Below are 24031 nucleotides of genomic sequence, written 5' to 3'. Positions count from 1 at the left end.
AGGTAGAGTTGCTGAAATACTTAAAGTAATTTTCATATCTGGAGTAAGGCATCTTACTTTAGTAGTCGTTCCATCTCTGCCAAAAGGTGCTGAACTCAGAATTTATCTTGGAGGTAATTGATATGAACATCAGAATCGTGCCAATCGATCAGATTAATGCAGCAGCCTATAACCCTCGCGTTGACCTTCAATCAGGAGATCCAGAATACGAAAAGCTTCGCCGCAGCATAGAGGAATTTGGTTATGTGGAGCCGATTGTCTGGAACGAACGGACCGGGAACATGGTCGGCGGCCATCAACGGTATAAGATCATGGTGAACGACCTCGGCCACACTGAGCTGCAGGTATCCGTGGTGGATCTGGACGATCAACAGGAACGGCTCCTGAATATCGCCTTGAATAAGGTTTCGGGACGTTGGGATGATGAAGCGTTGGGCAGGTTGCTTGGTGAACTGCAGGCTGAAGGGGCAGATCTGGTATTGTCCGGTTTTGACACTGAGGAGCTTAATGCAGTGATCGCGGAGTTCGGCACAATGCCTGATACGGAGATTGAGGAACCGGTAGTTGAGGATGATTTCGACGTTCAAGGTGCACTGGATAATATTCATGTGCCTGAGACGCAGCGGGGTGATATCTGGCAGCTTGGTCCACATCGATTGATGTGTGGGGATTCAACCAGTGAGGAAGATGTCGGTTGCCTGATGGATGGGGAGCTGGCCGACCTGGTAGTGACAGACCCGCCATACAATGTTGCTATAGAGAGCGATTCAGCCCGTTTGGCCGCAGATGGCCGGAGCAGCATACAGAACGACGACATGCCCGCAGAGGAATTTGCGGGCTTTTTGCATGCCGTTTTCGAAAGATATTCAAGCTTAATGGAGCCAACGGCTGGGATATACGTGTTTCATCCCTCTTCCTATCAACGGGAATTTGAGAATGCTATGAACGCTGCTGGTATTGTTGTTCGGAGTCAGTGCGTGTGGGTTAAGAATGCTGCATCATTCGGCTGGTCACAGTATCGCTGGCAGCATGAGCCGGTATTCTATGGCCATATAAAAGGGAAGGCTCCTGGTTGGTACGGTGACCGCCGACAAACTACGGTTTGGCGTGCTGGCCTGCCAGTTGAAGGGCCTGAACAGTCTACGATTTGGGAGGTTTCCCGTGGTGATGTAGGTAAGTATGTTCATCCCACTCAGAAACCTCTTGAGCTCCTGGCCATTCCAATTAAGAATAGCAGCCAACCTGGGAATACTGTTGTCGACCTCTTTGGAGGCAGCGGGTCCACGCTGATGACTTGTGATCAGATGGATCGTCCTTGCAGAACCATGGAAATCGATCCGAAGTTTTGCGATGTAATCAAACGACGGTACCAGGAGTCCACCGGCATTGAGCCTGTACTTATTCATCGTGTAGTTCCCATGACATGATAAAAAGGAGGACGCAGACACGTCCTCCCCATCACCCAGGGTATCCCCCGGCTGAGATAGCGGCCCGCCGCGCGCGGCTTTATCGACAACATCCGCTATCTCGCATTCCATCATAACGGAAAGCTGAGGGGTACGCATGAGAACACAAGATGAAATTTTGTTGCAGCATGAACTCGAAGTCGCCGAGGGTATCCTTGAAAGCAAGGAGCAATACCGCAGAATCGTCAAGGCAGCTATTGCCCAGTGGGTGAAAGACCTGCAGGCTGGCAATATAAAGATGCAGACTGTTCAGGATTTGGAACGTCTTATTGAACTGGATATCAAGCTTCAGCAGGATGAAATTTAAGGCTCTAAAGATACAGGTCTTTGACGTTCATTAATGATTTGTCTTTGTCCTTCCGAAATGAATTGATCTTCGAGGGTGTCTAGTGTTCTGGGTAGAGTTATTTGATTTTCAATGATTATATTGATGAGTTCGAATAAAGTAAGTGCTGTTTGTTGGTCATCTTTTAGGTCAAGTCTACCTGGATGTACTGCATTATTTCCAACTACCCGAATAATATCTAGTGCTTTTTCTACCCTGACAGGTAGCCCGTTTCGAACTAATGATTTTATATCGTTATTTATCCCGTTACTTTGCTCTCCTAACAGTTCTGCTAAAAGCTTCTCGAGAACCAGTCTTAATAATGCAACCGCGCCTCTTGGTGAAAGGTGAACGATGCTTCTGGCTTCTTCATAGTCGTCGAGTAATGTGCTAGGCAAATCTTCATGTGGTAACGGTGCTGACGACTGTAAGGGGATGATCATGTTTTCTTTATACCAGTAAGACGCTCTATTGCAACTGTAACATGTACATTGAAAAAATACTGTTAAATCAAATGTATTTTTTCTATCTCCATAGAACATATCATCCCAACTCTGGGTTGTGTAGACTTCACAGTGGGGGCAACTGAATTTCTCTGCTTTAAATAATGGTGGAAAATATGTAGTTTTCATATGTAGGTTCCTTTCAATTTAGATTGTCCCTTAATTATACAATTTTGTTGTCGGTGGTGACGACAATTTAGATGGCCACGAAATAAGGAAATTGGTATCAAAACAGAATGGGGGGGTATACATTGTCCGTTAAAAGCTATCAGAAAATCATTCCCGTTACGGCCATACAGTTCGAGGGCAATAATACATCCCATACGGATGAGGTGTTTTCATTTGTTGGGGTTCCGATTTCAATTAACTTGACTGGTAATGTGGTGGAGCTTCGCGTGATCGTCGACCCACTCAAACCATTGGTGGTACTTGTCGGGGATTATATTGTTAAGGATGCAGCCGGAACGTTGAAACACATGAAGAAGGCTGAATTCGAATCTGAATATAATGTAGTTGAATAGGGGCTGTGACGGGTGACTGTCGCAGCTCTTCTTTGTTGGGGGTGGTGATGAATGTAGATGGCCAGAGAGAGAAGTCCCGAGCGGGACAAAGCTAAACTGATGTGGCTAGAGAGCGGCGGGGCGATGAAGCTAAAGGACATCGCAACCGCTCTTTCTGTTGGGGAAACACAGATTCGCAAGTGGAAGTCTCAGGACGGTTGGGCGGCTGAGTTGAATAGTAACGTTACCATTGAAACCATTAGTAACGTTACCAAACGAGGAGCCCCCAAAGGGAACAAAAATGCTGTCGGTAATCGAGGTGGAGCTCCGCCAGGGAATAAACGTGCTGTAGGCAATAGGGGCGGGAACGGTGGCCCGTATCGTAACAAGAAGGCCGTCACCACAGGTGAGTATGAAACCATTTGGCTTGATGCTCTGGAAGATGACGAGTTGGATCTCATCGATCTGATTGATACGGACCCGATCCTGCAGGCAGGTGAAGCCATCATGAAGTTTGAGATCCGCGAACGCCGAATGCTGCTACGAATCAAGAGATTGACCGATGGACTGACCGAGAGGGAACGACGTGTTCTTTACGAACTCAAATCAATCAAGGAAGCCATGACTGTTCATGATGAGATGACGGGTAAAACGAAGACCGTTCCTGTGACTCGAACAGAGCTGGTCGAATCTCAGGTAGAAGAAAAGACCTTCCGCGTGATCGATGACATCATTTCTCTTGAAGAAGCGTTAACCCGTGTACAGACTCAGAAGCTAAAGGCAATCGAGATGAAGGCCAGACTTCTGGACGAAGAGAAGCGCGTCCGAATCGAGATGTTGAAGCATGAGCTGATGATTAAACGTGGCGGTGCTGAACCAGATAAAGTTGAAGATGACGGATTTATGGATGCTCTGAGAGGACGCGCTGCGGAGGTGTGGGCTAAAGATGGCAACACTGAAGCTTAAGCCTGCACCTTTCAAGTGGCGGCCTTTTTCTGATAAGCAAGTCCAGGTCCTGACGTGGTGGATGCCCGAAAGCCCCCATCATGATATGGATGCCATCATTTGTGACGGATCAGTTCGTGCCGGCAAGACGGTAGCCATGTCGTTTAGTTTCATCGTTTGGGCAACGGAGACGTTCCGGACCGAACAATTTGGTATGGCAGGAAAGACGATCGGGGCACTGCGCCGTAACGTTGTTGGTCCGCTTAAACGCATGCTTGCCAGTCGTGGGTATCAGATTCACGACAATAAGACGGAAAACGTCCTGACGATATCCCGTGGTCTTGTAAGCAATCAGTTTTTTCTCTTTGGGGGTAAGGACGAACGTTCACAAGAATTGATTCAAGGTATCACCTTGGCAGGGATGTTCTTTGATGAGGTAGCTCTGATGCCGAAGTCATTCGTTGATCAAGCCACTGCTCGTTGTTCCGTTGAAGACGCAAAGATGTGGTTCAACTGTAACCCTGCTGGACCGTACCACTGGTTTAAGGTGGAATGGCTGGACAACTTGATTGTCAAACGAGCTATTCATTTGCATTTCACCATGGAAGACAACCTTTCGCTGTCCGAACGTGTCCGGGATCGGTACCGGAGGATGTACTCCGGGATATTCTATGACCGTTTTATTCTTGGCCTTTGGGTTATGGCTGAGGGTGTAATCTTCTCCAAGTTCAACGACAAGGTACACAAGAAGCCTCGTGACTGGTTCCCAGTTCAATTTGATCGTAAGTTCATTTGCGTCGATTACGGAGCCAATAACCCAACCACGTTCTTGAAGTACGGTGTACTTGGTGATGTTTATTACGAGTTGGACGAGTATTACCACGACATCAAGCAAAAGGGTGAGAAAACGAACAGCGAATATGCCGATGACCTTCAAGCCTTTGCTGATGGAGATGAGTACGCAATTTTCATTGACCCGAGCGCCAAGGCCTTCATTATTGAGTTGAAACGTCGGGCAATTAATCACATCCGATCGGCAGTAAACGCCGTACTGGACGGTATTCAGACGGTATCCAATCGCTTTCGGAATGATGAACTGTATATTTGCGCCGACAACACCAACTCCCTCAAAGAGTTGGTTTCTTACATTTGGGACGATAAGGCAGCCCAACGCGGCGAAGACAAGCCAATTAAGCAAAACGACCATACTTGTGACGCCCGGCGGTATGGAATCCATACAGATTACCTGATGCAGCGTGCGAAACAACGGCGGTCAGATCGAGAAAACAACCCGGCCGAACGTCCACAGCGTGAACGTCCGAGTCGGCGTTAGGAAGGAGAAAACATGCGAAGAGTCAACGCACGAGTAATTAAATCAACGTCTGTCAGCAAGAGTAGTGCGTCAACAGCGATCAGGGACGAAGGCAACTCATTTGGCGACCTGATCACTCCACCATACAACCCGACAGACCTGATTGAGATGAGCAAGGAAAGTACCGTACTCCCTCAGTGTATCGATGCGTACAAGCAAAATATCGCTGGTTTCGGGTTTGGTTTACAGTACAAAAAAGATGATACCAATGTAGATGAAACCCCCGAAATGAAAGCGGAATGGGACCGGGTGAAGGAACTGCTCCAGTTTTTCAATTTCGACAAACCTTTCAAAGACGTATGGGCCGAAGCGGTTGAACACCGTGAACGCACGGGGAACGGGTACATTGAAATTATTCGTGACGGAACTGGGATGCCTGCTGAAGCAGAGAACATGGAACCTGAATATATCAAGGTATCCAAACTTGGTGATCCGGTGGAAATGACAATGTGGCGTAACGGCAAGCAATTCAAACGTCGGAAAAAGTTCCGCCGGTACTTGCAAGAGATAAACGGTTCAAAAGTTTGGTATAAGGCATTTGGTGATCCGCGTAAGATGAGCTGGAAGACAGGGCAATACGGGGATGATATCCCTGCTGAGGAAGAGGCAAACGAAATCTTGCACCTGAAAATCGGCAGTAAAGCTTATGGTGAACCGCGTTGGATTAGCCAGTCGCCACACATGGCCGGCAGTAGAAAAGCAGAAATCCTGAACTTGAACTATTTCGACGATGGCAGGCATATCCCGATGGCTGTCCTTGTCAAAAACGGAATGCTTACCAAAGAGAGCATTCAGCAGCTTGAAGAGTACGCCAATCATGTCAAGGGTGTTGAACATGCCCATAAGTGGCTGATACTTGAAGTTGAAGGGATGGCAGAGGGCATAGCAGATGACAAGCAAACCAAAGTCGACATTGAAATGAAGTCTTTGGCCGATATTCTCCAAGGTGACGCGCTATTCCAGACGTATGACGACAACTCGCGTATGAAACAACAGTCGGCTTTCCGTTTGCCTGATATCTTTGTCGGGCGCAGCCGTGACTTTAATCGGGCTACAGCAGATAAGGCGCGGGAAATCACTGAGGAACAGGTTTTCCAACCTGAACGTGATAGCCTGGCCTTCATTCTGAATAATGTTTTGTTGGAACCGTACAACCTTCAGCACGTCGAAGTCTTCTTCGAAGGTCCGGACATTTCGGACAGCGAAGACAAAGCCAAACTATTGACTGTTTATAATCAGATCGGTGGTGTGTCCCCGAATGATGTTCGGGATGATGTGGGCAAGGTCCTCGGCAAAACGGTTGAAAACTTCGAAGACGAGGCAGCCAACCTTCCGTTAACGCTCAGACAGCAGCAAGCGGGCAGCACGTTCCCAATCGCACTTTCCAAATCGGCTGCAGCTCCTTCGGAGATCATCAGCGTACTGAAAGACTTGCGGGACGTACTGGAGGGAATGCAACGTGGAGCCAATTGACCGTTTACTCACATCGATTGCATCCATCGTCAAAGCTGAGGAAGGCGACATGACTGAAGATATTCCCGATTTCCCCGGCTTGCAGAAGGTCCCGGACTATGTGGAAGACTTTGAATCGGCGGTTGCCAAGCTGCTAAGGGACCAGCGGAAGCATTACGTAGATGGGATTAACGCATTCGTTGCCAAAGACGAGACGATTGAAACTATCATTAATTTTGTCACACAGGACCTGTTTGCATCAGATGAGTTCGCGGCATTGCTCAGCGCAGAGGCAATGGTTTTCCTGACTGCAACCATTACCGATTTGGCTGCTGACATGATGAAGGCCATAGACAAGGATGTTGCCTTTAGTACGTTGTCTGGCCGCACCACTAAATGGATTAAAGAGTGGGGAGAGGACTTAGGCAAGATCATGGTCCTTACCTCGCACAACGCCGTGGAAGATGCCCTGAGTACAGCTTTGACCGAGGGTGAATCAGTTCAGCAGGCAGTGCAGCGAATCAAGGATCTTCCGCAGTTTGACCGAGAACGTGCACGTGTTACTGCGCAAACGGAGATACTGGCTGCATCGAGCCGGAGCCAGTGGGAAGCGTACAAGCAAAGCCCGTCAGTCGTCGCCAAGCGTTGGCGGCATAGCGGGAGCAAGAACAATAACCCGCGGGAAGCTCACGTAAAGATGGACGGCGACGAAGTGCCGGTGGACGAACCATTTGACGTCAATGGCCATAAGGGAGATTATCCGCGTGATCCGCAGCTTCCGCCTGAGGAACGTATTGGCTGTAAATGTGTCATGTCCCCTGTGACGGATAAAAAAATATTGGGCCTGAGTCCGGAAGAGAAGGAAGCCATCCGGCAGCAGGTTCTGGACGAATTGGAGGATTGAACGTGAAAATCATTGATTGTCCATCGTGTTTATGGGATCACGAGAATATCGAAGTATCGTTGGTATCCGGCGGATTTCAATATACTTGTCCAATGACTACAAAAACAGTAATTCTGAGAGGAGGTGAACAAAGAAAATGCCAAGAGAACTAACTAACGTAGATATTACCCACATCAGCTACGTCGACAAGGGAGCCAATCAAAAACGGTTCTTCCTTACAAAGTCCGCCAAAAAGCCGGATTTTCAGAAACAAGTTCGGCTGATTACCAAGTCAGACGATACTAAGAAGCTAGTGTATGGCGTTGTGTACGAGCCAGAAACCGAAGATACACACGGTGACATGATGACTGCCGAAGAGATCGAGAAAGCTGTTCACGGATTTATGGCCAACCTTGCGATTGCCAAGGGTGCTGTCATGGACACGCAGCATGATTTTGATCCAGGCGTCGGGGATGTGGTGGAGTGCTACATCGCACCTGTAGACTTTGAACTGGGAGAAGAGACGATCCGTAAAGGTTCGTGGGTACTTGTCACAAAAGCAAGTGAAGAGATTTGGGAGCAAATCCAGAGCGGGGATATTACTGGTTATTCGATGGCCGGTACCGCAGAGACAATTGAAAAGCAAACCCAGGAGCCTGAGGCCCATCAAAGTGATGAGGTCAAGGGCTTTTTTCATGCAATGAAATCATTTTTCACGGGTGGAAGCACTGAGAAGATTGCTAAAGGTGAAGTGGCTGAAAAATACGAACGTGATCGTCGCCGTCGTGAATTTTGGGCGGCACAGGATGCGCTCAATAGTGTCATCTTCAATTGGGACGATTGGAACAGTGAAGTAGAACGCGATCCTGAAACGATCCGCGAAGCACTCCAAGACTTCATTACAATTGCCCAAGAAGTGTTGATCCAAGAGGATATTGCAAAAGCAATAGGTAGACCACCTGAAAGCATTGTTAAGGCAGGCAAGAAGATTTCTGACGGCAACATGAAGCATATCGATGATGCCATTGCTGCACTAACCGATTTGAAAAACAAAACAGTGCCTGCAGATGACGAGCAGGACGATGAGGGGGACGAAGAAGTGAAGAAAGAAGACATTGCGGAGATCGTGAAGAGTGCACTTGCTCCGGTTACTGACCGATTGGACAAGTTGGAGAAAGGTGAAGGTGACAATCCAGAAGGGACTACGCCAACACCGGAGCCTGAAGGCGGTATTGCCGATCAGTTGAAAGACGTAATGAAGGAAGCACTAGCGCCGATCGAATCCCGTTTGGCAACTGTGGAGAAAGCTCGTGGTATTTCCCGTCAAAGTGAGCCTGAGTCTATTCATAAGTCAGAGCATGACGATAGCGACCCGTATAAAGGCTTGTTCTAATCATAACTAAACTTTTAAACAACAAAGGAGACTGATTTAATTATGCCAAGCAACAGAGCAATTATCGAAAAAGCTACTATGACCCTTGCGGATCTTGCGTCCGGCGGTCGAATGAACGAACAACAATTCAATGCCTTTTACCGCCGTATGATTGCGGCACCTACTATTTTGAATAGTGCTCGTACAGTTCCGATGAATTCTGACAGTCAGAAGATTGAGAAAATTGGCTTTGGGCAACGTATTTTGCGTCCAGGTGTTGAAGCGACAGCACTTACAGAATCTCAACGTTCCAAACCTACAACAGGTACTATCAAGTTGAACACACAGGAAGTCATTGCTGAGATCAATATCTCGTACGACACGATTGAGAACAACATCGAAGGCGATAATATTCGGACGACAATCATGAACTTGCTGGCCGATCGCGCAGCGCTTGATTTGGAGGAACTGATCATCAATGGCGATACTGCTTCAAGCGATGAGTATCTTGCTTTGATTGATGGCGTGCGGAAGAAAGTATCTTCTCATATCGTCGATGCAGAAGGGGAAGCAATTGCCAAGGAGATTTTCAAGCGAGGAATCAAAGCTGTGCCTAACCAGTATCTGCGTAACCCTGCGGACTGGAGGTACTACACAAACACTGGTGTTGAACTTGACTGGAGGGACAGTTTCGCCAATCGTCAAACATCCGGTGGTGATCAAAGCTTGGATGGAGGTCGCCTGGTTAACGCATATGGTGTTCCGGTCAACGGAATCGCTATGTTGCAACCCTACAACGTGACTTCTCCTGTTGCTTATACCGATGTGACTGATGCCATTCTTACGCATCCCAAAAATATTGTTGTTGGTATGAACCGTAAACTTCAAGTAGAAGTAGACAAGGATATTACTCGCCGTGTGTTCATTATCGTTTTGACAGCTAAGATCGATGTCCAATTGGAAGAAGAAGACGCAACAGCCAAGATCATTCACATCAAAGCTTAGTATCAAATTCAATTCAACTATGAAAGGAAGGTAATTAATTATGGCAGGAGCTAAGAACAATACAGTGAAAGATTCTGAGGATCAGAATAATCAAGAATCCACCAGCGGACAAACATCCCTTAATCTTGAAGGTCAGACTGAAAAAAAGGATGATAAAGCATCCGATAAGCCTGCAAGCGAAGCCGTAACTTCCAAAAATACCGCACAATATTTTGCCACTCTTGAACGGGGGAAGACGTTTGATGTGGGTGGTATCGTCTTTAAGGTGGACGAGGAAAAAGAAGTAACGGAGAGTTTGCATTCACGACTTGCGAATAATGCGTTGTTCTCTGTCCGGAAGGGATAGCCTATGGCCCTAATCACACCGCAGGAAATCATTGATTACACGGTGTTTGCCAAGGTCAAAGCGAGAGCCCCGCAGTTGCTTCAGATGGACATCCTGCAGGCGGAAACGGAAGTGTTTGAAGAGGTCGGTCACGATTTCAGTGATTCGATCCTTTACCCCGTTCTGCCACCCGCAGCACGGCTTGCCCTGATCCAGTTGGGACAATACTATGCCCTGGTTAACGGCGATGAGTCGATTGCCAAGGGGATCAAGTCTGAAAGCATTGGCGGTTATTCATACACCTTGGATAACGGCCAGATTATCAGTAAGGCGTCAATCTTGGCCATGTTGCGTAAATTCAAAGCACAGCCGGTGCAAGGTAACGTCAATATGAGGATGCGATTGTTATGAGTTATGAGGATTTACTTATTGATCGATGCGACATCTACCATATGCAATCTGCTTCAGCTCCCCAACGGTTTGGTGTTCCTGCTGCGCCTGATCTCAAATATGGATCGGTACCGGATGCAACGGACGTCCCGTGCTGGTTCGTGGAAAAAGGCCAGTCGATCAATCAGGCTGAGCCAAACAACGAAATCTTACATTCGTTCCTTGTTCATTTTCTCCCAGACACTGATGTTCGGGTGAATGACAAGGTGGTATGGAATGGTGTGGAGCTGACGCTGCAGGTGCCCCGGGATCTCCGGGGGCATCATTGGGAAGTCACAGCAACAAGGAGGGCTAACCTATGAGCAGGAACCGTGCAGAGATCCGCGGGCTTAATGAATTGATCAGTGGTTTGGATCAGGCAGCCAATGGTGGGTTACGACAGGAATATGCTCTGTGGCTTGATGCAATGGGGTTCGAATTTTTGGAGCTCATCCAGGATGAAATTATCCGGACGAAAACTGTAGACACTCGGCGGCTGCTTAACAGTTTTGACAGGGGCGATGGTGATAACGTTTGGTCAACTTCTTCGGGCGGCCTGCGCCTTGAGGTTGGTACTAATCTGGAGTATGCCCAATTCGTCAACGACGGTCATTGGACGACGAAAGAGGGCGTAGAACAACGTTGGGTACCTGGTCGTTGGCACGGAGACCGATTTGATTATGATCCAGGAGCAAGCACGGGCATGATGCTCAGACGCCAGTGGATTGAGGGTACACATTATTGGGACACGGCTTTGATGATTTTTGAGCGCCTTTTTGAACGTTCCTTGGAACGTCGTCTGCAGGAATGGCTGGATGCATTGCCGAGTGGTCGACGTTCCAATAGGCGAGGGGGAAGGCGACGATGAATAGTGACGTGGGATCGATCATGGCGGCTTGCTTTCGGGTACATCCCGTTCAAGTTTACACCGATCGAATGCCGCAAGACTTTGTTGTGCCGTCTCTTTATTTCCCGCAACCTATTATCACGGATGCGCCCAGCTCCATCAGTTCGTACAGGGTGGATTTTTCATTGGCAGTCAAGGTATTCGACCGTACAGACGAGCAAGCCGGGGATGCTGCCGAACGGATCGCCCAGATCTTCAGGCAAACCCGTATGACCATTCCTGTAATTGACGAGGACGGTCAAAATACAGGCCAATACATGCGGCTCCGCCGAGCGGAAACCCGCCTTATAGACGATGATGTTGCACAGCTCACTTTAACGTGGTCATCCCGGTACCAATATAGCCGGGTGGATTACGAGAAGATGGGCTCTTTGTTATTAAATCAAGGAATCAGGCGGTGAAAACATGAGTGATGTAAAAGAAGAACGGGCAGCGAAAGCGGCAAAGGTTGTACCTGCAGAACCACGCTTCAGCAAGGAGCAGTTTTTGCAGTCGACCAAGTACAATAATGCAGAAAAGGACGTGTTCATGGCCTTGCTGCAGGACGGTCAGACGTACACGCATCAAGAAGTGCAACGACAAATGAATGTATTTAAATCAAGGGAGGTGCGCTAAACATGGCCGGAGGAATTTGGACAAGACAAAACAAAGTACGCCCAGGCGTATATATGAATTTCGAATCTGTGGGCACTGCAACAACCGCCCTCGGAGAACGCGGAACGGTCACTATGGCTGTTCCTCTTAGCTGGGGGCCGAGCAAGCAACTAGTGAAAGTGGAAGCTGGAGCTGATCCGTTCGACGCGCTGGGTTACGACATTACAACTGCAGAAATGTTGCCCATTCGTGAAGCATTGAAGCAAGCGCAAAAACTATTGCTCTATCGTCTTAATACGGGTATCAAAGCAATCGCCACAAGCGGCAACTTAACCGTAACGGCCAAATATGGCGGCGTGCGTGGTAATGACATCACTGTGGTTATTCAAGCCAATATTGACGATCCATCTAAATTTGACGTCTATACTTTGGTGGCCGGAGCGGAACAAGATAAACAAACCGTGGCTGACATTGACGGACTGACAAAAAACGCATGGGTGTCTTTCGCAGCCACCGACACGGATAAGGATCTTGCAGCATCTGCAGGTGTGCCATTATCGGGCGGTGCTGACGGTACGGTGACCAATGCGGACCATACTTCATATTTGGAACTGCTTGAGGTCACAGATTTCAATACGGTCGGCTTGATGTCCGATGACACGACGTTGAAGGCTCTCTACACTGCCTTTATTAAGCGGCAGCGGGAGAACGAAGGCAAGAAAATTCAACTGGTGGTACCAAACTATCCTACAGCTGACTACGAGGGCGTCATCAGTGTCAAGAATGGAGTGGTCTTGTCTGATCAGACGGTGATTGACCGGATCAAGGCGGTCGCTTGGGTCGCTGGGGCTACTGCAGGAGCTGCCGTCAACCAGTCATTGACTTACGCTGCCTATGACGATGCTGTGGACGTGGATGTCAAATACACGAACACGCAGATTGAGGATGCGCTGTTGGCTGGGGAATTTGTATTTGTTGCAAGCAAGGGACGGGCTATTGTTGAACAAGACATTAACACCTTCCGTAGCTATACGTTGACTAAAGGGCGGGAACGTTCTAAGAACCGGGTTATCAGGGTGTTGGATGGCTTGGCTAACGACTCTAAAGAAACCTTCGATCAATATTACATTGGTAAAGTTGGTAATTCAGCCGATGGCCGTAACCTACTGAGGTCTGCGCTCACCAATATCGCAAACACTTATCAGGGATTTGGCGCTATCCAAAATTTCAATAGTCAAACAGACATTACCGTTCTTGCTGGTGAAGCAACTGATGCAGTGTATGTCGAAATGGATATCCAGCCGGTGGATGCAATCGAGAAAATTTACATGAGAGTGAAGGTGAAGTAACTTATGGGATTCCTTAAAGCGCAGGATGCCATCTCCGGCCAGGAAGGACGAGCTTTCGCTACAATTAACGGCGTTGCAGAAGAAATGTTTTATGTAAAAACGCTTGAAGCAACAGTAGAAAAGCAAAAAGCAGAAGTCAAAACTTTGGGCCGTCGCGGTGTTCAACACAAAGCGACGGGTTGGTCCGGTTCTGGTTCTATGACAATCTTTTATACCACCACACGATACCGCCAGCTCATGCTTGAATATATGAAAAATGGTGTGGATACGTACTTCGACATCCAAATTACCAATGATGATCCAACTTCCAGTATCGGTGAACAGACCGTGACACTTAAAGGGGTCAACCTGGACAGTATAATTATGGCTAAACTAGACACCGAGTCAGACGCGTTGGATGAAGAAGTCAGCTTCACGTTTGATGATGTTGATATTCCAAATGCGTTCAAAGCCCCGACACTGGGCTAATCCAAAATACGATAAATAGGGAGCGAATACAGATATGAGTAAAAATATGGCGTTTTTCATGAAAGGTAAAGCGAAAGAAGTTCCTGAAGAAGAAGTAATCATCACGCAGCGGTACAAAGACGACGAAGGTAAACCAATTCCGTTTATTATGAAAGCATTATCCACTCAGCGCATGGATGAACTGGAAGCGGATTGCACCAAACCTGAATTCAAAAAAGGTAAGCGTGTAGGGGAGAAGCTGGATAACAAACGTTTCTCCTTGCGTATCGCCGTTGAATCAACCGTTTATCCTGACTTTAGAAATGCCGAACTGCTGGCTTCATACGGTCTGACCGACCCGGTTGACTTGGCGAAATCCATTCTGTCTGTCGGCGGTGAATATGCTGAATGGATGCAGGCTGCCAACCGAATCAACGGATTCGATGATTCCGAAGATGACCTGATTGATGACGTAAAAAACTAATCAAGTCCGGTGACCGGGATGCTGTGTACGCTCATTATGCTCTGCACAAGCTGAAGATATTGCCCCAGGATCTTTGGGGCATGGACCAATACCACCGGGCTTTTATTTATGGCTCAATTGATCAATACCTTTCTGATCAGGAGAAAGCAAATAAACGCAAGTAATGGGGCCAATCTAGGCCCCTTTTTTGTGTAGAAAGGAGGAGTAACCTTGGCTACATTAACGGCCATGTTTGACATTCGAGATCGCATAAGCTCTCGGGTCCGACAAATGCGAGGAAACTTCAATCGGTTGCGTGACACAGTAGATCAGGTCAGACGCCGCGTTGAAAGGTTATCCCGAACACGAGCCATCATCCGGACGCAACTTCGAGATTTTGCTTCTCGTGGGTTAAACCGGATCAGGGATTTAAGAGATTATCTTAATAGACAAGCTACGGTAATACGTACGATCATTCGGGACAGGGCCAGTCGCGGCTTGTTGCGACTCAGGCAATTAGGACGAAACATACAAGCCAGAGCCGTGGTCATTACAACACGTTTGCGTGACATGGCTACGCGGGGGCTGCGCAGATTATCCGCGCAAGTGCCACGGATCAGTCGCTTGGTGGCTGTCATACGCACACGGTTAAGGGATGAAGCATCCGCCGGATTGGTTCGGATCAGGGCGACCATGGCATATCTTAGATGGCGCAGAGCTGTGTTAAGGACACAATTGAGAGATATGGCGACCAGGGGACTGGTTCGTTTGCGTCGTTTGGGCGATTCGTTACACCGCAGGACCGTGCTAATCGGGACTAAACTACGGGACATGGCCAGTCGTGGTTTGACCCGCTTACAATCCATGGCTACAGCACTTGGTGGATATACGGCTACAGTCCGTACGAAACTCCGAGACGCAGCACTCCGCGGTTTAACCCGTTTGCGTTCGTTTGCCCGTAACCTTGGGCGTATGAGAGTTACGATACAAACACGGGTTCGGGACACGGCTATCCGAGGATTAAATAAAGTACGTGCATTGGCTCGTCGTGTGGGAGCTATAACGGCAACAGTTGTGGTTAAAGTCAAAGATTTGGCAACTCGTGCCATTGCACGGATCGAGAGCAGTTTGGCAGGGTTGCAAAACAAAGTCTTGGGCATCGGGGCTGCACTGGGTGGTACAGCCATTCTGGCACAAGGTGCAAACGCGTTTGAGACGGATGCCAAGGCATCGGCTATCAGCGGAATCAGCCAACCCCAAGTCACAGCTATGACTGATCAGATTTATTATGGCGAAAATATTGGCACCGAGCGGTCTGGTGTTGCTCAGTCTCTCGTTGATTTTGCGCAGCAAACTAACCTGCAGGGCAAGGCACTCCAAGAAGCTGCCCGGACCTCGGCCATGTTTGCACAGCTCTATGGTAAGGACATACCTGAGGTGGACCGGGCCTTTGCATCGGCATACAAAAACCAACTTGGCAGCATGAGCGAGATTGGAGATGTGTCTGCTTACGTTATCAAAAACGCGGGTGATCAGTATGACGATTACCTGGACACAATCAATGAGTATAGTTCGACCTTCAAAGACTTGCAGCTCAACATGGGGCAGGTCGGTTCGGCGTTTGTTGCTGCTGTTCAAGCCGGTGGTCGGAACTTTGACGAGCCGGCTGATATGTTCCGAGAATTCAACATCCGCCGTAACGAACTGACAGACAACCAGATTACAGCAATGGCTAAAGTGTTGGGCAAGTCCCGTACCAGGGAACTTTACAAGTCTATGGATGCGGGAACGTTATCCGGTGAAAAAGTAATGTTTGAATTTGCTACAGCCTTGTCCAAAATACCGAGCGAAGCCCAACGTGCCTTGTATGCTACGGAACTACTCGGCACCAAATATGAAGACATCAAGGAACCAGTGCTTGCTGCAGCTCGTGCTATCAATGAGCCAATCGAAGCCAGCAAAGAACTGGAGAAACAATTCAACACCATGCGCGAAAATAATCCCATGACGGCCATCAATGACACAACCCGCAAGTTAGGCAAGACGGTTAAGAATATCGGTCAATCCGTTTTGACTGCTGTCACCCCGGCCTTTATCGAACTCAACAAATGGGCTTCATCGCCGGAAGGACAAAAATCGATAGCTAAGTTTACCGAAAGTGTAGCTGAACTGTCGGGTGAGCTCGCCAATGGGTTGTCCAAAGGCATTCAATGGGTTGTTGAAAACTGGGATACATTGTTGCCCATTTTGAAGGTAGTAGGTGCAGCATTTTTGGGTGTCTATGGTGCAGCGAAAGGATACCAGGCTGTAAAAGTCGCAACTCCTGTGTTCAAAGGATTGTGGAAAGTGCTCAAGGTCGTATGGAGTATATTGAAATGGGTAGGAAGTGCACTGCTTTGGTTGGGCAAAGGTTTCGTTAAAGTGCTCAAATGGGCTAAACCATTCTTGCCATGGATCGGTAGAGTGATTGGTGGATTGGTACGGTTTTTGCCTGTGATTGGATGGGTAGTCACAGCACTTGGTGTGCTGTGGGAAGCCTGGAAGAACTGGGATAAGATTAAAGAGGTTGTTGCTAATGCCTTCGAAGGAGCGAAAGATATCGTTGCTAGAAGTGTTAATGCAATGATAAAGAGCGTGAACTGGTTGATCGAGAAACTGAATGGTTTAGGAGATGTGTTAGGATACAACATACCTACAATCCAGCTATTGGAGACTAAAGCAACACGTGAAACGAATAAAAAAGCAGTTTCTACACTAACTGGAAGCGGTAAGACATCTGACAGTCCAATGATGAGCGGTAAAGCTGCACCTGTTTCAAATTTCCCGAATCTTATTAAAGGCTTTACTCCGAAAACTATTGATGAGCCCAGTCACGCTAAGGGGATTTCCAACATCCCGTATGATAATTACAAGGCGAACCTTCATAAAGGCGAAACCGTCCTCCCACGCGAAGAAGCGGAACTGATACGCGGAATGGCAGCATCCGGAGGAAGTCAAACTGCTTCACCTGTAGCAGCGCCAATCAGCATTAATATTACAGGTGACAACCATTACTCCAACGACATGGACGCTAATAAGGTGGTTCGTGTTGTCAAAAAGGCATTACAAGATGAATTGAATCTTGGACCACAGGGGGTGCAATTCGTATGAGCCGTGAAGTTTGGCTATCATGGAACAACAACGCTGAACGGTTACGCCTTCCGGTCAACCCGCCAGATATCACGATAGGCAACGGCAGCCAAACGACAACCGTTGATGTGGCTGGAATCGGTGAAGTGGCGATTATTAATGATCCGGTACTCAAGACGTTCGAATTCTCCAGCTTTTTTCCCGCTGCGTGGGGGCCTTACTGTGAATATGAAGATATTCCCGTCCCTAAACAGGCGGCTGCGATTATATCCAAATGGAAGGAGTCAGGAAAGCCGATTCGTTTCCTCGTTTCTGGAACCGCTTGGAACTTTGCTGTGACCATTGAGGATTTTGTATACCGGGAAGAGGGCGGCGATGTTGAAACGATCTATTATGACTTATCATTGCGTGAATACAAGTTCGTGACGATTCGGAAGCTGGATGCGACCAAGACAGCCAGCAATGGTAGCAAAAAGGTCACAACCAGCAGCACGGCGGCACGACCCAGTACAAAGACGACACCAGCCAGTTACACGGTGAAGTCTGGCGACAGCTTATGGAAGATCGCACAAGCAAACGGAACAACGTGGCAGAAGCTTGCTGAACTGAACAAAATCAAAGCGCCATACTCTATTAAGCCAGGGCAGGGGCTGAAGTTAAAATGATGGAACTGTTTGTTGTTCGAAGCAATGGAACGTATGAACTGCCGGTCCAAGAAGTAGATTGGTCCGGCCAGAAGTTGAAGGCTCCCAGGACTCTTGCAGCGACTATCCTTTCCACGACGCGCGGAATGCATCGCAAGCAGCCTGTGGACGTGGGAGATCAGTTGCTTTTTCGTTGGAAAGGTGAGGAGCTTTTCCGTGGAACGATCTTTTCAAAGGAAAGGACCAAAAGTGGCAGCCTTGCTTTAACAGCTTATGATGATCTGGTGTATCTGACCAAATCCGAGGACAAATACGTATTTACCGGGAAAACGCTGGGTGAGATAGTCCGGCGTATTTGTGGTGACTTCGGTATCCCGATTGGTAAGATAGCAGACACCCCGCATAAGCTTACCCGCATCCTGCAGGGAACGCTATTCGATATGATCCTGACGGCCATCTCGCTGACGTATAAGCATACCCGTGTTAAATACTATTTGTATTCTGACAAGGGCAAATTGCACCTGACTAAGCGCGTGGATCTGGCTCGTAAATGGGTGATCGAGGACGGGGTTAACTTGGTAGATTATTCGTTTGCGCAATCCATTGAGGATACTTATACCCAAGTTAAATTGACGTCTACGACCAATACGACCATTGAAACCAAGGTGAAGAAGGGTAAAAAGGAAACGGTCCAAAAGAAAAAGGTCAGTGCCACTCATATTGCGAAGGTGGATAACCCAACGACTAAGAAGCGTTTCGGTACACTCCAATATTATGAGGAAGTGTCCGACGAGCTGAACAAGGCGCAGCTGATGCAGCGCGCAACGTCCATGATGATGGAAAAAGGCAAGATAGGCGAGACCTTCAGCATCGATGCGCTCGGTATCGCTCCTGTAATATCTGGATCTGCAATATATGTGATAGCCAAAGAGCTCGGCGTAAGCCGGGCTTTTTATGTTGACGAGGATAGCCATTCCTTTAGTGGCAATGAACATTCGATGTCAATCACGTTGACCAAAACAGACGACCTTCCGGATATCGACGTTACAGTAGAACCGGAGGAGAGCGATTCTGACAAAGACAAGGACAAGTCCAAAAAGAAATCAACGAAGAAAAAAAGCAAAGCTGACGAAGACAAGGAGTTTGCGGAGCAGCTCCGCAAAGAAATATTGGGGTGATGACATGTTGGACATTATCAAACAGGCTGCAGTGGCTGCAGTAGCTGCAGCTGGACCAGTGCAACTACTGGAAGCTACCGTCCTAACGCCGCCGCCTGCACTGAGCATACAAATAGGCTTAGACAGCAAGAACCCGATACCAGCGGAAATGCTGTCAGTTTCGGAACGTCTTACTTCCTATACTCGGGAGGTAGAAATAGAAGGTGATTTTGAAATGGAAGGCACGATTCAAACCTCGGATTATTCAGGAGATGGGAAAATATCGGGTTCCGGTATTTGTTCTGGAACAGTTACGTTTCTTGATGAACTGCGGGCCGGAGAAAAAGTATTAGTCATGAGCTTTCAAGGCGGTCAGTCTTTTTATATCGCAGAAAGGTTGGTGAAATATGGCGCTGACTCCTGATCTGAATATTCAAGTCCCGGATCTCTTTACTTCGGAGATTCAACCAACCAGGACCTATTCATTTGATCCGGTCACTGGCGAGATTGGTCGTGCCATCGAAGGACTTCCAGCCATGAAGCAGTTCATCATCAAGACACTACGGACCATTCGCTTTGAACACGTCATATACCCGGAGAGTTATGGTGCAGAATCGGATACGGTTGTCGGTCTGGCGACAAGTGCGGGTTTTATAGCTTCGGAGCTGCCCCGTGTCATTACAGAAGCATTGATCTACGATGAACGGATCAGCGAGGTTAAAGATTTTGATGTTGAACAGCAGGGCGACAGTGCGACGGTCACATTCACCGTTGTCACAAACGAAGGGGATCTGCGGCTAACGGAGGTGGTCGGTAGTGTTTGATACAGAAGAATACGAATATGAAGCCATCTTGCAAAGGATGCTTGATAGGGTACCTGATGATTTGGACAAGCGGCCTGGAAGCATTATTTATGATTCTTTAGCACCTGCAGCAGCTGAATTCGCTCAGATGAACATCGATTTGTCTGCCGGAGACGACTTATACAACGTCGATACAGCAACTGGAGAGTATCTAACCGAAGGCGCAGCTGAATGGGGTGTTAATCGGAAGCAAGCAACGTTTGCAGTTCGAAAAGGTACGTTTCTGGATTCGAATGGAGTAGGGATTGATGTAGCGATCGGCAGCCGCTTTTTTATTGAGGATTTGAACTATGTAGTCAAAGAAAGAGTTTCACTAGGCGTGTATAAAGTGACTGCTGAAACTGCAGGAGTCGTGGGAAACGCCCCATTCGGTTCGATGCTACCCGTGGAGTACATCAACGATTTAGCAACGGCAACTTTGAGTGACATCCTGGTACCTGGCGAAGATGAAGAAACGGATGATCAGCTGCGTGAACGTTTTTTCATAGAGATTAACGAGCAACCTTTTGGCGGGAACGTGGCTGATTATCGTCAAATGATTAGAGCCTTGGATGGGGTTGGGGCCGTGCGGATTACTCCTGTTTGGCAGGGCGGTGGCTCGGTGAAAGCAACCATTATGGCAACAGGTCATGTTCCACCTTCAACAGCTTTAATCAATCAGTTGCAGGAGATCGTTGATCCTGTGGCTTTTGCAGGACAGGGAATTGGGTTAGCGCCAATCGGACATACCGTAACGTTAGACGGAGTTAACTGGTTCACGATTAATATCACAACCACGTTAACTTTGGACTCCGATACATCAATTGGACAAGTACAACAAGATGTTGAAGATGTGATTGATGGATACCTTCAGGCACTCAAATCAACATGGGAATCCGATGCACCGTTGATTATACGGGTTGCTCCGCTTGAATCACGCATACTGACCGTTTCCGGGGTTGTGGATGTGATTGGTACACAGCTAAATGGATCTACTGCCAACATCACTCTGACGGTTGATCAGGTGCCGCAACGAGGGAGGGTGACGCTTAATGAGTAGACTCATGGAGTATCTGCCGCCGTATTATGTGGACAGTAAGCAAATGACAGCTCTGCTCATGGCGCAGGAAATGGAGCTGGACAATATTGCTGCAGGTGTTTTACGACAGCGTAATGACATGTTCATCATGACGGCCAGTTCGACGGCAATTCGGCGCCGAGAAAAGATGCTGCGCATCCAGGCTAACCCCACTACAGAGTCGTTGGATTTTCGCCGCCGGCGCATCATTAACCGTCAGTCGACTAAACCCCCGTTTACACATCGTTGGTTACAAGCACAACTGGATCGTCTACTTGGTCCGGGGTTGACCATAGTTACGATCGACACAGCGAAATTTTTGTTGCTTGTTACCACCAACATAGAAAACGCGAACCTGTTTAAAGAGGTGCAACACACCATCCAAACAGTCAAGCCTGCGAATATGGTGTACCAGCAAAATACGTCCCTGCGGCACAAAATAGGCATTAAACATACGACTGTCAAAAGGGATGTATCCTGGAATTACAAGCTTGACGGCAGTTGGAAACTTGGCGAAAAGCCGTTTGCGGATTTAGGTCCGGAGGTGACATTGTAATGGATCAAGAGATATTGAACGATCTGGCTGTACATCTGAATTCACGGATAACGAGGGTTGTTCTGAACGGAGTGTACGAGATCACAGATTTTGTTGAAAAAGCGGTCACGGATTCAACTGTTGCGCTCAACTTTTTGATTCCAGCGGCTGATGTATCCATGATCACATTGATCGAAGTTAAAGGCCCAAATATCCGAGTCAGTTCGAAGGCTGTAAACGTCCCGAACCAGTCGGATACGCTCATGCTCGAAACTTTTGAAATAGAAGAGGTGACAGATTAATGGCTAAAACGGATTGGACTATGGAGGATGAGGTCAAGCCATCGGATATGAATCAAATTGGTGCGGAGATAAATTCTAAACAAAGCGCAATCAAACTTGCTAATAACTTTGCTGCACCCGGTGCGGCCATCACAGTTTATCCAGAGGGTATATCTGTATTTTACGTAGGTGGTGGCACTGGTGGTCAAGGATCAGCCTGGAGGACAGCCACTGGAGCAAACGAATCGTTCGGATATGTTGAAACTGTGCGTATAGGCACAGGCGGTTATCAAACCTTTACCGAGATGTACTCCGGTACTGATCCGGCTAACCAAGCTTATAACAAACAGTACAAACGCAACAAGAGGGATAGCAATGCAACATGGCAACCGTTTGAACGTGTGCTTGATTTAGATGATTATGATTCATTGGTGACATATGCAGATAGTGGATTCATTAAGAAATCGATTGTCATTCCGTTTGGATCAGACCTTAATACCTACATGGAAGAGGGCAACTATTATTGCCCAGCCAATGCCACTGTAGCAACTTTACTTAATTCTCCGACAGCAGAGGCATTTCATTTAACGGTCGAGCCACATGCTGGAGTGTTACAAACCTTGACCACTTTTCAGCCTGGTAACTTGGAAGTATTCCAAAGAAACTACTATTTCGGATGGGGGCCGTGGAAGAAAGTACCTACAAGAGAAGAACTTGAAGAAATAAAGCAATCTAGCGTTGATGCGAAACAGGAGGCCATCAATGCAGCGCTAGAAAATGATGAGAAAGTGGTTCTCCCCTTGGCAAATGAAAATGCCCAGGGCTATGCCAATGCGGCGGTATCTCCAATCATTGGTGCGGATTCGCCTAACCTGGTTCGCAATTCGTCTGCTTTTTATGGCTTGGAAGGTTGGGTTAACATAAGGGGTTTTAATGTTAATAACGGCAATAACGTGAGGGAATTAAAATTCTTTCAAGCGCTTGACCAATTGGAAGCTGGTGGTTATGCCTTTCTCGAATCGTCCGTTGTTATACCTGTCATACCATCGACAACATATAGGCTACAGGGCGTGTTTTATAACATCGGCATGACTTCTGGTTCGTTATATATCGAAGTATACAATTTCGGCAACGGTTCGGTTATCGGCAATGTTGTCGCAAACCTTAATTCGGACTGGCATCGAAAATCAGGCTTAATAAGCATTCCGGCTGGCGTTGCTGGCGTGGGTGTGCGCTTGGTTTTCGGAAATACGACAACCGGAACCGTGCCCGGAAGCGTCAAAGCAATCACTAGAGTTAAACTTTCATACGGTTCGGCTGACGTTCCGTACAGCTCCGAAGCGGACGACCTGGCCTTGTATGAGTACACCGAAAGACAAAACATATGGGGGGCGTTGTAATTGGCTACTGCAATCAAAAAACTTTACGCGGGGATCGGTGTTGCAACCGCAACTTCCCCGTATGTTGTATACACGGTCCCATCAGGGAAGAGGGTTATTATCAAGTCAATAACAGTCGCGAACCCCACGTCAACAGATCAAAGGTTTACAATTACTTTGGCTGGTTACCCCATCGTTTACAATCATGTCATAAAGGCGTTTGACACGTTTGTTCTACCCGCTGCCGGGTTTGTTTTAAATCAGATAGAAACGATAAGTTTTGGAAGTGCGCCCACGATACACATTAATGTAACGGGCGTAGTTTTTGATACATCGGAAAGAGTCAAACCATACGTATTAATAAGGGCAAACACGGTAACCACATCTCAAACAGGAACTGTGTTCAAAGATACATTAAATGATGTCTTGATTAAATCAGTAACTTTTTGCAATCTTACTGCTAGTGACACAACAATCGCCTTGTCTATTGGTGATTATCAGATAATTGGAGGCAAACTATTAAAGGCATACGATACATTGACAATACCTTTTTTGGACCAGCTTCTTGTTAAAGGTGAAACTTTGGCAGCTTGGGCGTCCTCAGCAAGCACGGTTTCGTTTTATGCAACCGGAATGGTGGTGACTTAAC

At 47.6% G+C, this 24031-nt stretch carries 29 protein-coding genes; 28 read left to right on the top strand and 1 reads right to left on the bottom strand.

Annotation, left to right across the window (positions count from 1 at the left end; translation table 11 throughout):
• Positions 1–122: 122 nt before the first annotated feature.
• Together Q0V21_RS25015 and Q0V21_RS25010 are read left to right on the top strand one after the other, a co-directional pair.
• Positions 123–1427: a site-specific DNA-methyltransferase gene (locus tag Q0V21_RS25015; protein WP_301881096.1), complete on the top strand. Its 1305-nt coding sequence runs from the start codon at positions 123–125 to the stop codon at positions 1425–1427.
• Between the two features lie 136 nt (positions 1428–1563).
• Positions 1564–1773, top strand: coding sequence for a hypothetical protein (locus tag Q0V21_RS25010; RefSeq protein WP_301881095.1), 210 nt, complete (start codon positions 1564–1566; stop codon positions 1771–1773).
• On the opposite strand, the gene Q0V21_RS25005 is transcribed toward Q0V21_RS25010, so the two are convergent.
• Positions 1770–2423, bottom strand: a complete 654-nt coding sequence (locus tag Q0V21_RS25005; RefSeq protein ID WP_301881094.1) for a DUF4145 domain-containing protein — start codon at positions 2421–2423, stop codon at positions 1770–1772. The genes Q0V21_RS25010 and Q0V21_RS25005 overlap by 4 nt on opposite strands.
• 122 nt (positions 2424–2545) lie before the next feature.
• Here Q0V21_RS25005 and Q0V21_RS25000 point away from each other — a divergent pair, with 122 nt between their 5' ends.
• From Q0V21_RS25000 to Q0V21_RS24875, 26 genes are all read left to right on the top strand, one after another.
• The gene (locus Q0V21_RS25000; protein WP_301881093.1) at positions 2546–2815 is read left to right on the top strand and encodes a hypothetical protein; all 270 of its coding nucleotides are present in this window, start codon (positions 2546–2548) and stop codon (positions 2813–2815) included.
• 57 nt (positions 2816–2872) lie between these two features.
• The gene (locus Q0V21_RS24995; protein WP_301881092.1) at positions 2873–3760 is read left to right on the top strand and encodes a phage terminase small subunit-related protein; all 888 of its coding nucleotides are present in this window, start codon (positions 2873–2875) and stop codon (positions 3758–3760) included.
• A 61-nt stretch (positions 3761–3821) separates the two neighbouring features.
• The gene (locus Q0V21_RS24990) at positions 3822–5072 is read left to right on the top strand and encodes a PBSX family phage terminase large subunit (protein ID WP_483312387.1); all 1251 of its coding nucleotides are present in this window, start codon (positions 3822–3824) and stop codon (positions 5070–5072) included.
• A 12-nt stretch (positions 5073–5084) separates the two neighbouring features.
• A complete protein-coding gene (locus Q0V21_RS24985; RefSeq protein ID WP_301881090.1) occupies positions 5085–6584 on the top strand; it encodes a phage portal protein in 1500 nt (499 codons plus the stop codon).
• Positions 6571–7467 carry a phage minor head protein gene (locus Q0V21_RS24980; RefSeq protein ID WP_301881089.1) on the top strand — a complete coding sequence of 299 codons (897 nt, stop codon included), beginning with the start codon at positions 6571–6573 and terminating at the stop codon, positions 7465–7467. Before Q0V21_RS24985 ends, Q0V21_RS24980 begins: the two co-directional genes overlap by 14 nt.
• 136 nt (positions 7468–7603) lie before the next feature.
• Positions 7604–8839, top strand: coding sequence for an XkdF-like putative serine protease domain-containing protein (locus tag Q0V21_RS24975; RefSeq protein WP_301881088.1), 1236 nt, complete (start codon positions 7604–7606; stop codon positions 8837–8839).
• 42 nt (positions 8840–8881) lie between these two features.
• Positions 8882–9823 (top strand): phage major capsid protein, encoded by a 942-nt coding sequence (locus tag Q0V21_RS24970; protein ID WP_301881087.1) that lies wholly within the window; start codon positions 8882–8884, stop codon positions 9821–9823.
• Between the two features lie 40 nt (positions 9824–9863).
• The gene (locus Q0V21_RS24965; RefSeq protein ID WP_301881086.1) at positions 9864–10169 is read left to right on the top strand and encodes a hypothetical protein; all 306 of its coding nucleotides are present in this window, start codon (positions 9864–9866) and stop codon (positions 10167–10169) included.
• A 3-nt stretch (positions 10170–10172) separates the two neighbouring features.
• On the top strand, positions 10173–10559 hold the full coding sequence (gene yqbG, locus Q0V21_RS24960; protein ID WP_301881085.1) for a protein YqbG: 387 nt from the start codon (positions 10173–10175) through the stop codon (positions 10557–10559).
• Positions 10556–10900 (top strand): DUF3599 family protein, encoded by a 345-nt coding sequence (locus Q0V21_RS24955; RefSeq protein ID WP_301881084.1) that lies wholly within the window; start codon positions 10556–10558, stop codon positions 10898–10900. Before yqbG ends, Q0V21_RS24955 begins: the two co-directional genes overlap by 4 nt.
• Positions 10897–11445 carry an HK97 gp10 family phage protein gene (locus Q0V21_RS24950; RefSeq protein ID WP_301881082.1) on the top strand — a complete coding sequence of 183 codons (549 nt, stop codon included), beginning with the start codon at positions 10897–10899 and terminating at the stop codon, positions 11443–11445. The genes Q0V21_RS24955 and Q0V21_RS24950 overlap by 4 nt, the downstream gene beginning before the upstream one ends.
• Entirely contained in the window at positions 11442–11885 is a 444-nt protein-coding gene (locus Q0V21_RS24945) for a phage portal protein (protein WP_301881080.1), read from the top strand. The genes Q0V21_RS24950 and Q0V21_RS24945 overlap by 4 nt, the downstream gene beginning before the upstream one ends.
• A gap of 4 nt (positions 11886–11889) precedes the next feature.
• A complete protein-coding gene (locus tag Q0V21_RS24940; protein ID WP_301881079.1) occupies positions 11890–12099 on the top strand; it encodes a hypothetical protein in 210 nt (69 codons plus the stop codon).
• Between the two features lie 2 nt (positions 12100–12101).
• The gene (locus Q0V21_RS24935) at positions 12102–13427 is read left to right on the top strand and encodes a phage tail sheath family protein (RefSeq protein WP_301881077.1); all 1326 of its coding nucleotides are present in this window, start codon (positions 12102–12104) and stop codon (positions 13425–13427) included.
• Between the two features lie 3 nt (positions 13428–13430).
• Entirely contained in the window at positions 13431–13895 is a 465-nt protein-coding gene (locus Q0V21_RS24930; protein WP_301881075.1) for a phage tail tube protein, read from the top strand.
• Positions 13896–13929: 34 nt separating this feature from the next.
• A complete protein-coding gene (locus Q0V21_RS24925; protein ID WP_301881072.1) occupies positions 13930–14358 on the top strand; it encodes a phage tail assembly chaperone in 429 nt (142 codons plus the stop codon).
• A gap of 210 nt (positions 14359–14568) precedes the next feature.
• The gene (locus tag Q0V21_RS24920; protein ID WP_301881071.1) at positions 14569–17487 is read left to right on the top strand and encodes a phage tail tape measure protein; all 2919 of its coding nucleotides are present in this window, start codon (positions 14569–14571) and stop codon (positions 17485–17487) included.
• On the top strand, positions 17484–18131 hold the full coding sequence (locus Q0V21_RS24915; protein ID WP_301881070.1) for a LysM peptidoglycan-binding domain-containing protein: 648 nt from the start codon (positions 17484–17486) through the stop codon (positions 18129–18131). Before Q0V21_RS24920 ends, Q0V21_RS24915 begins: the two co-directional genes overlap by 4 nt.
• Positions 18128–19288 carry an XkdQ/YqbQ family protein gene (locus Q0V21_RS24910; protein ID WP_301881069.1) on the top strand — a complete coding sequence of 387 codons (1161 nt, stop codon included), beginning with the start codon at positions 18128–18130 and terminating at the stop codon, positions 19286–19288. Before Q0V21_RS24915 ends, Q0V21_RS24910 begins: the two co-directional genes overlap by 4 nt.
• Positions 19289–19292: 4 nt before the next feature.
• Positions 19293–19691, top strand: coding sequence for a DUF2577 family protein (locus Q0V21_RS24905; protein WP_301881068.1), 399 nt, complete (start codon positions 19293–19295; stop codon positions 19689–19691).
• A complete protein-coding gene (locus Q0V21_RS24900; protein WP_301881067.1) occupies positions 19675–20091 on the top strand; it encodes a DUF2634 domain-containing protein in 417 nt (138 codons plus the stop codon). The genes Q0V21_RS24905 and Q0V21_RS24900 overlap by 17 nt, the downstream gene beginning before the upstream one ends.
• Complete coding sequence (locus Q0V21_RS24895; protein WP_301881066.1) at positions 20084–21169, top strand: baseplate J/gp47 family protein; 1086 nt, start codon at positions 20084–20086, stop codon at positions 21167–21169. The genes Q0V21_RS24900 and Q0V21_RS24895 overlap by 8 nt, the downstream gene beginning before the upstream one ends.
• Entirely contained in the window at positions 21162–21743 is a 582-nt protein-coding gene (locus tag Q0V21_RS24890) for a putative phage tail protein (protein ID WP_301881065.1), read from the top strand. Before Q0V21_RS24895 ends, Q0V21_RS24890 begins: the two co-directional genes overlap by 8 nt.
• On the top strand, positions 21743–22024 hold the full coding sequence (locus Q0V21_RS24885) for a ketopantoate hydroxymethyltransferase (protein WP_301881064.1): 282 nt from the start codon (positions 21743–21745) through the stop codon (positions 22022–22024). Before Q0V21_RS24890 ends, Q0V21_RS24885 begins: the two co-directional genes overlap by 1 nt.
• Positions 22024–23403, top strand: coding sequence for a pyocin knob domain-containing protein (locus Q0V21_RS24880; protein WP_301881063.1), 1380 nt, complete (start codon positions 22024–22026; stop codon positions 23401–23403). Before Q0V21_RS24885 ends, Q0V21_RS24880 begins: the two co-directional genes overlap by 1 nt.
• A complete protein-coding gene (locus Q0V21_RS24875; protein WP_301881062.1) occupies positions 23404–24030 on the top strand; it encodes a hypothetical protein in 627 nt (208 codons plus the stop codon).
• Position 24031 lies beyond the last annotated feature (1 nt).

Source organism: Paenibacillus sp. 11B, from assembly GCF_030487755.1.
Lineage (GTDB): Bacteria > Bacillota > Bacilli > Paenibacillales > Paenibacillaceae > Paenibacillus > Paenibacillus vandeheii.
Note: the sequence above shows the minus strand (reverse complement) of the source record. Positions and strands in the feature narration are given on the sequence as shown.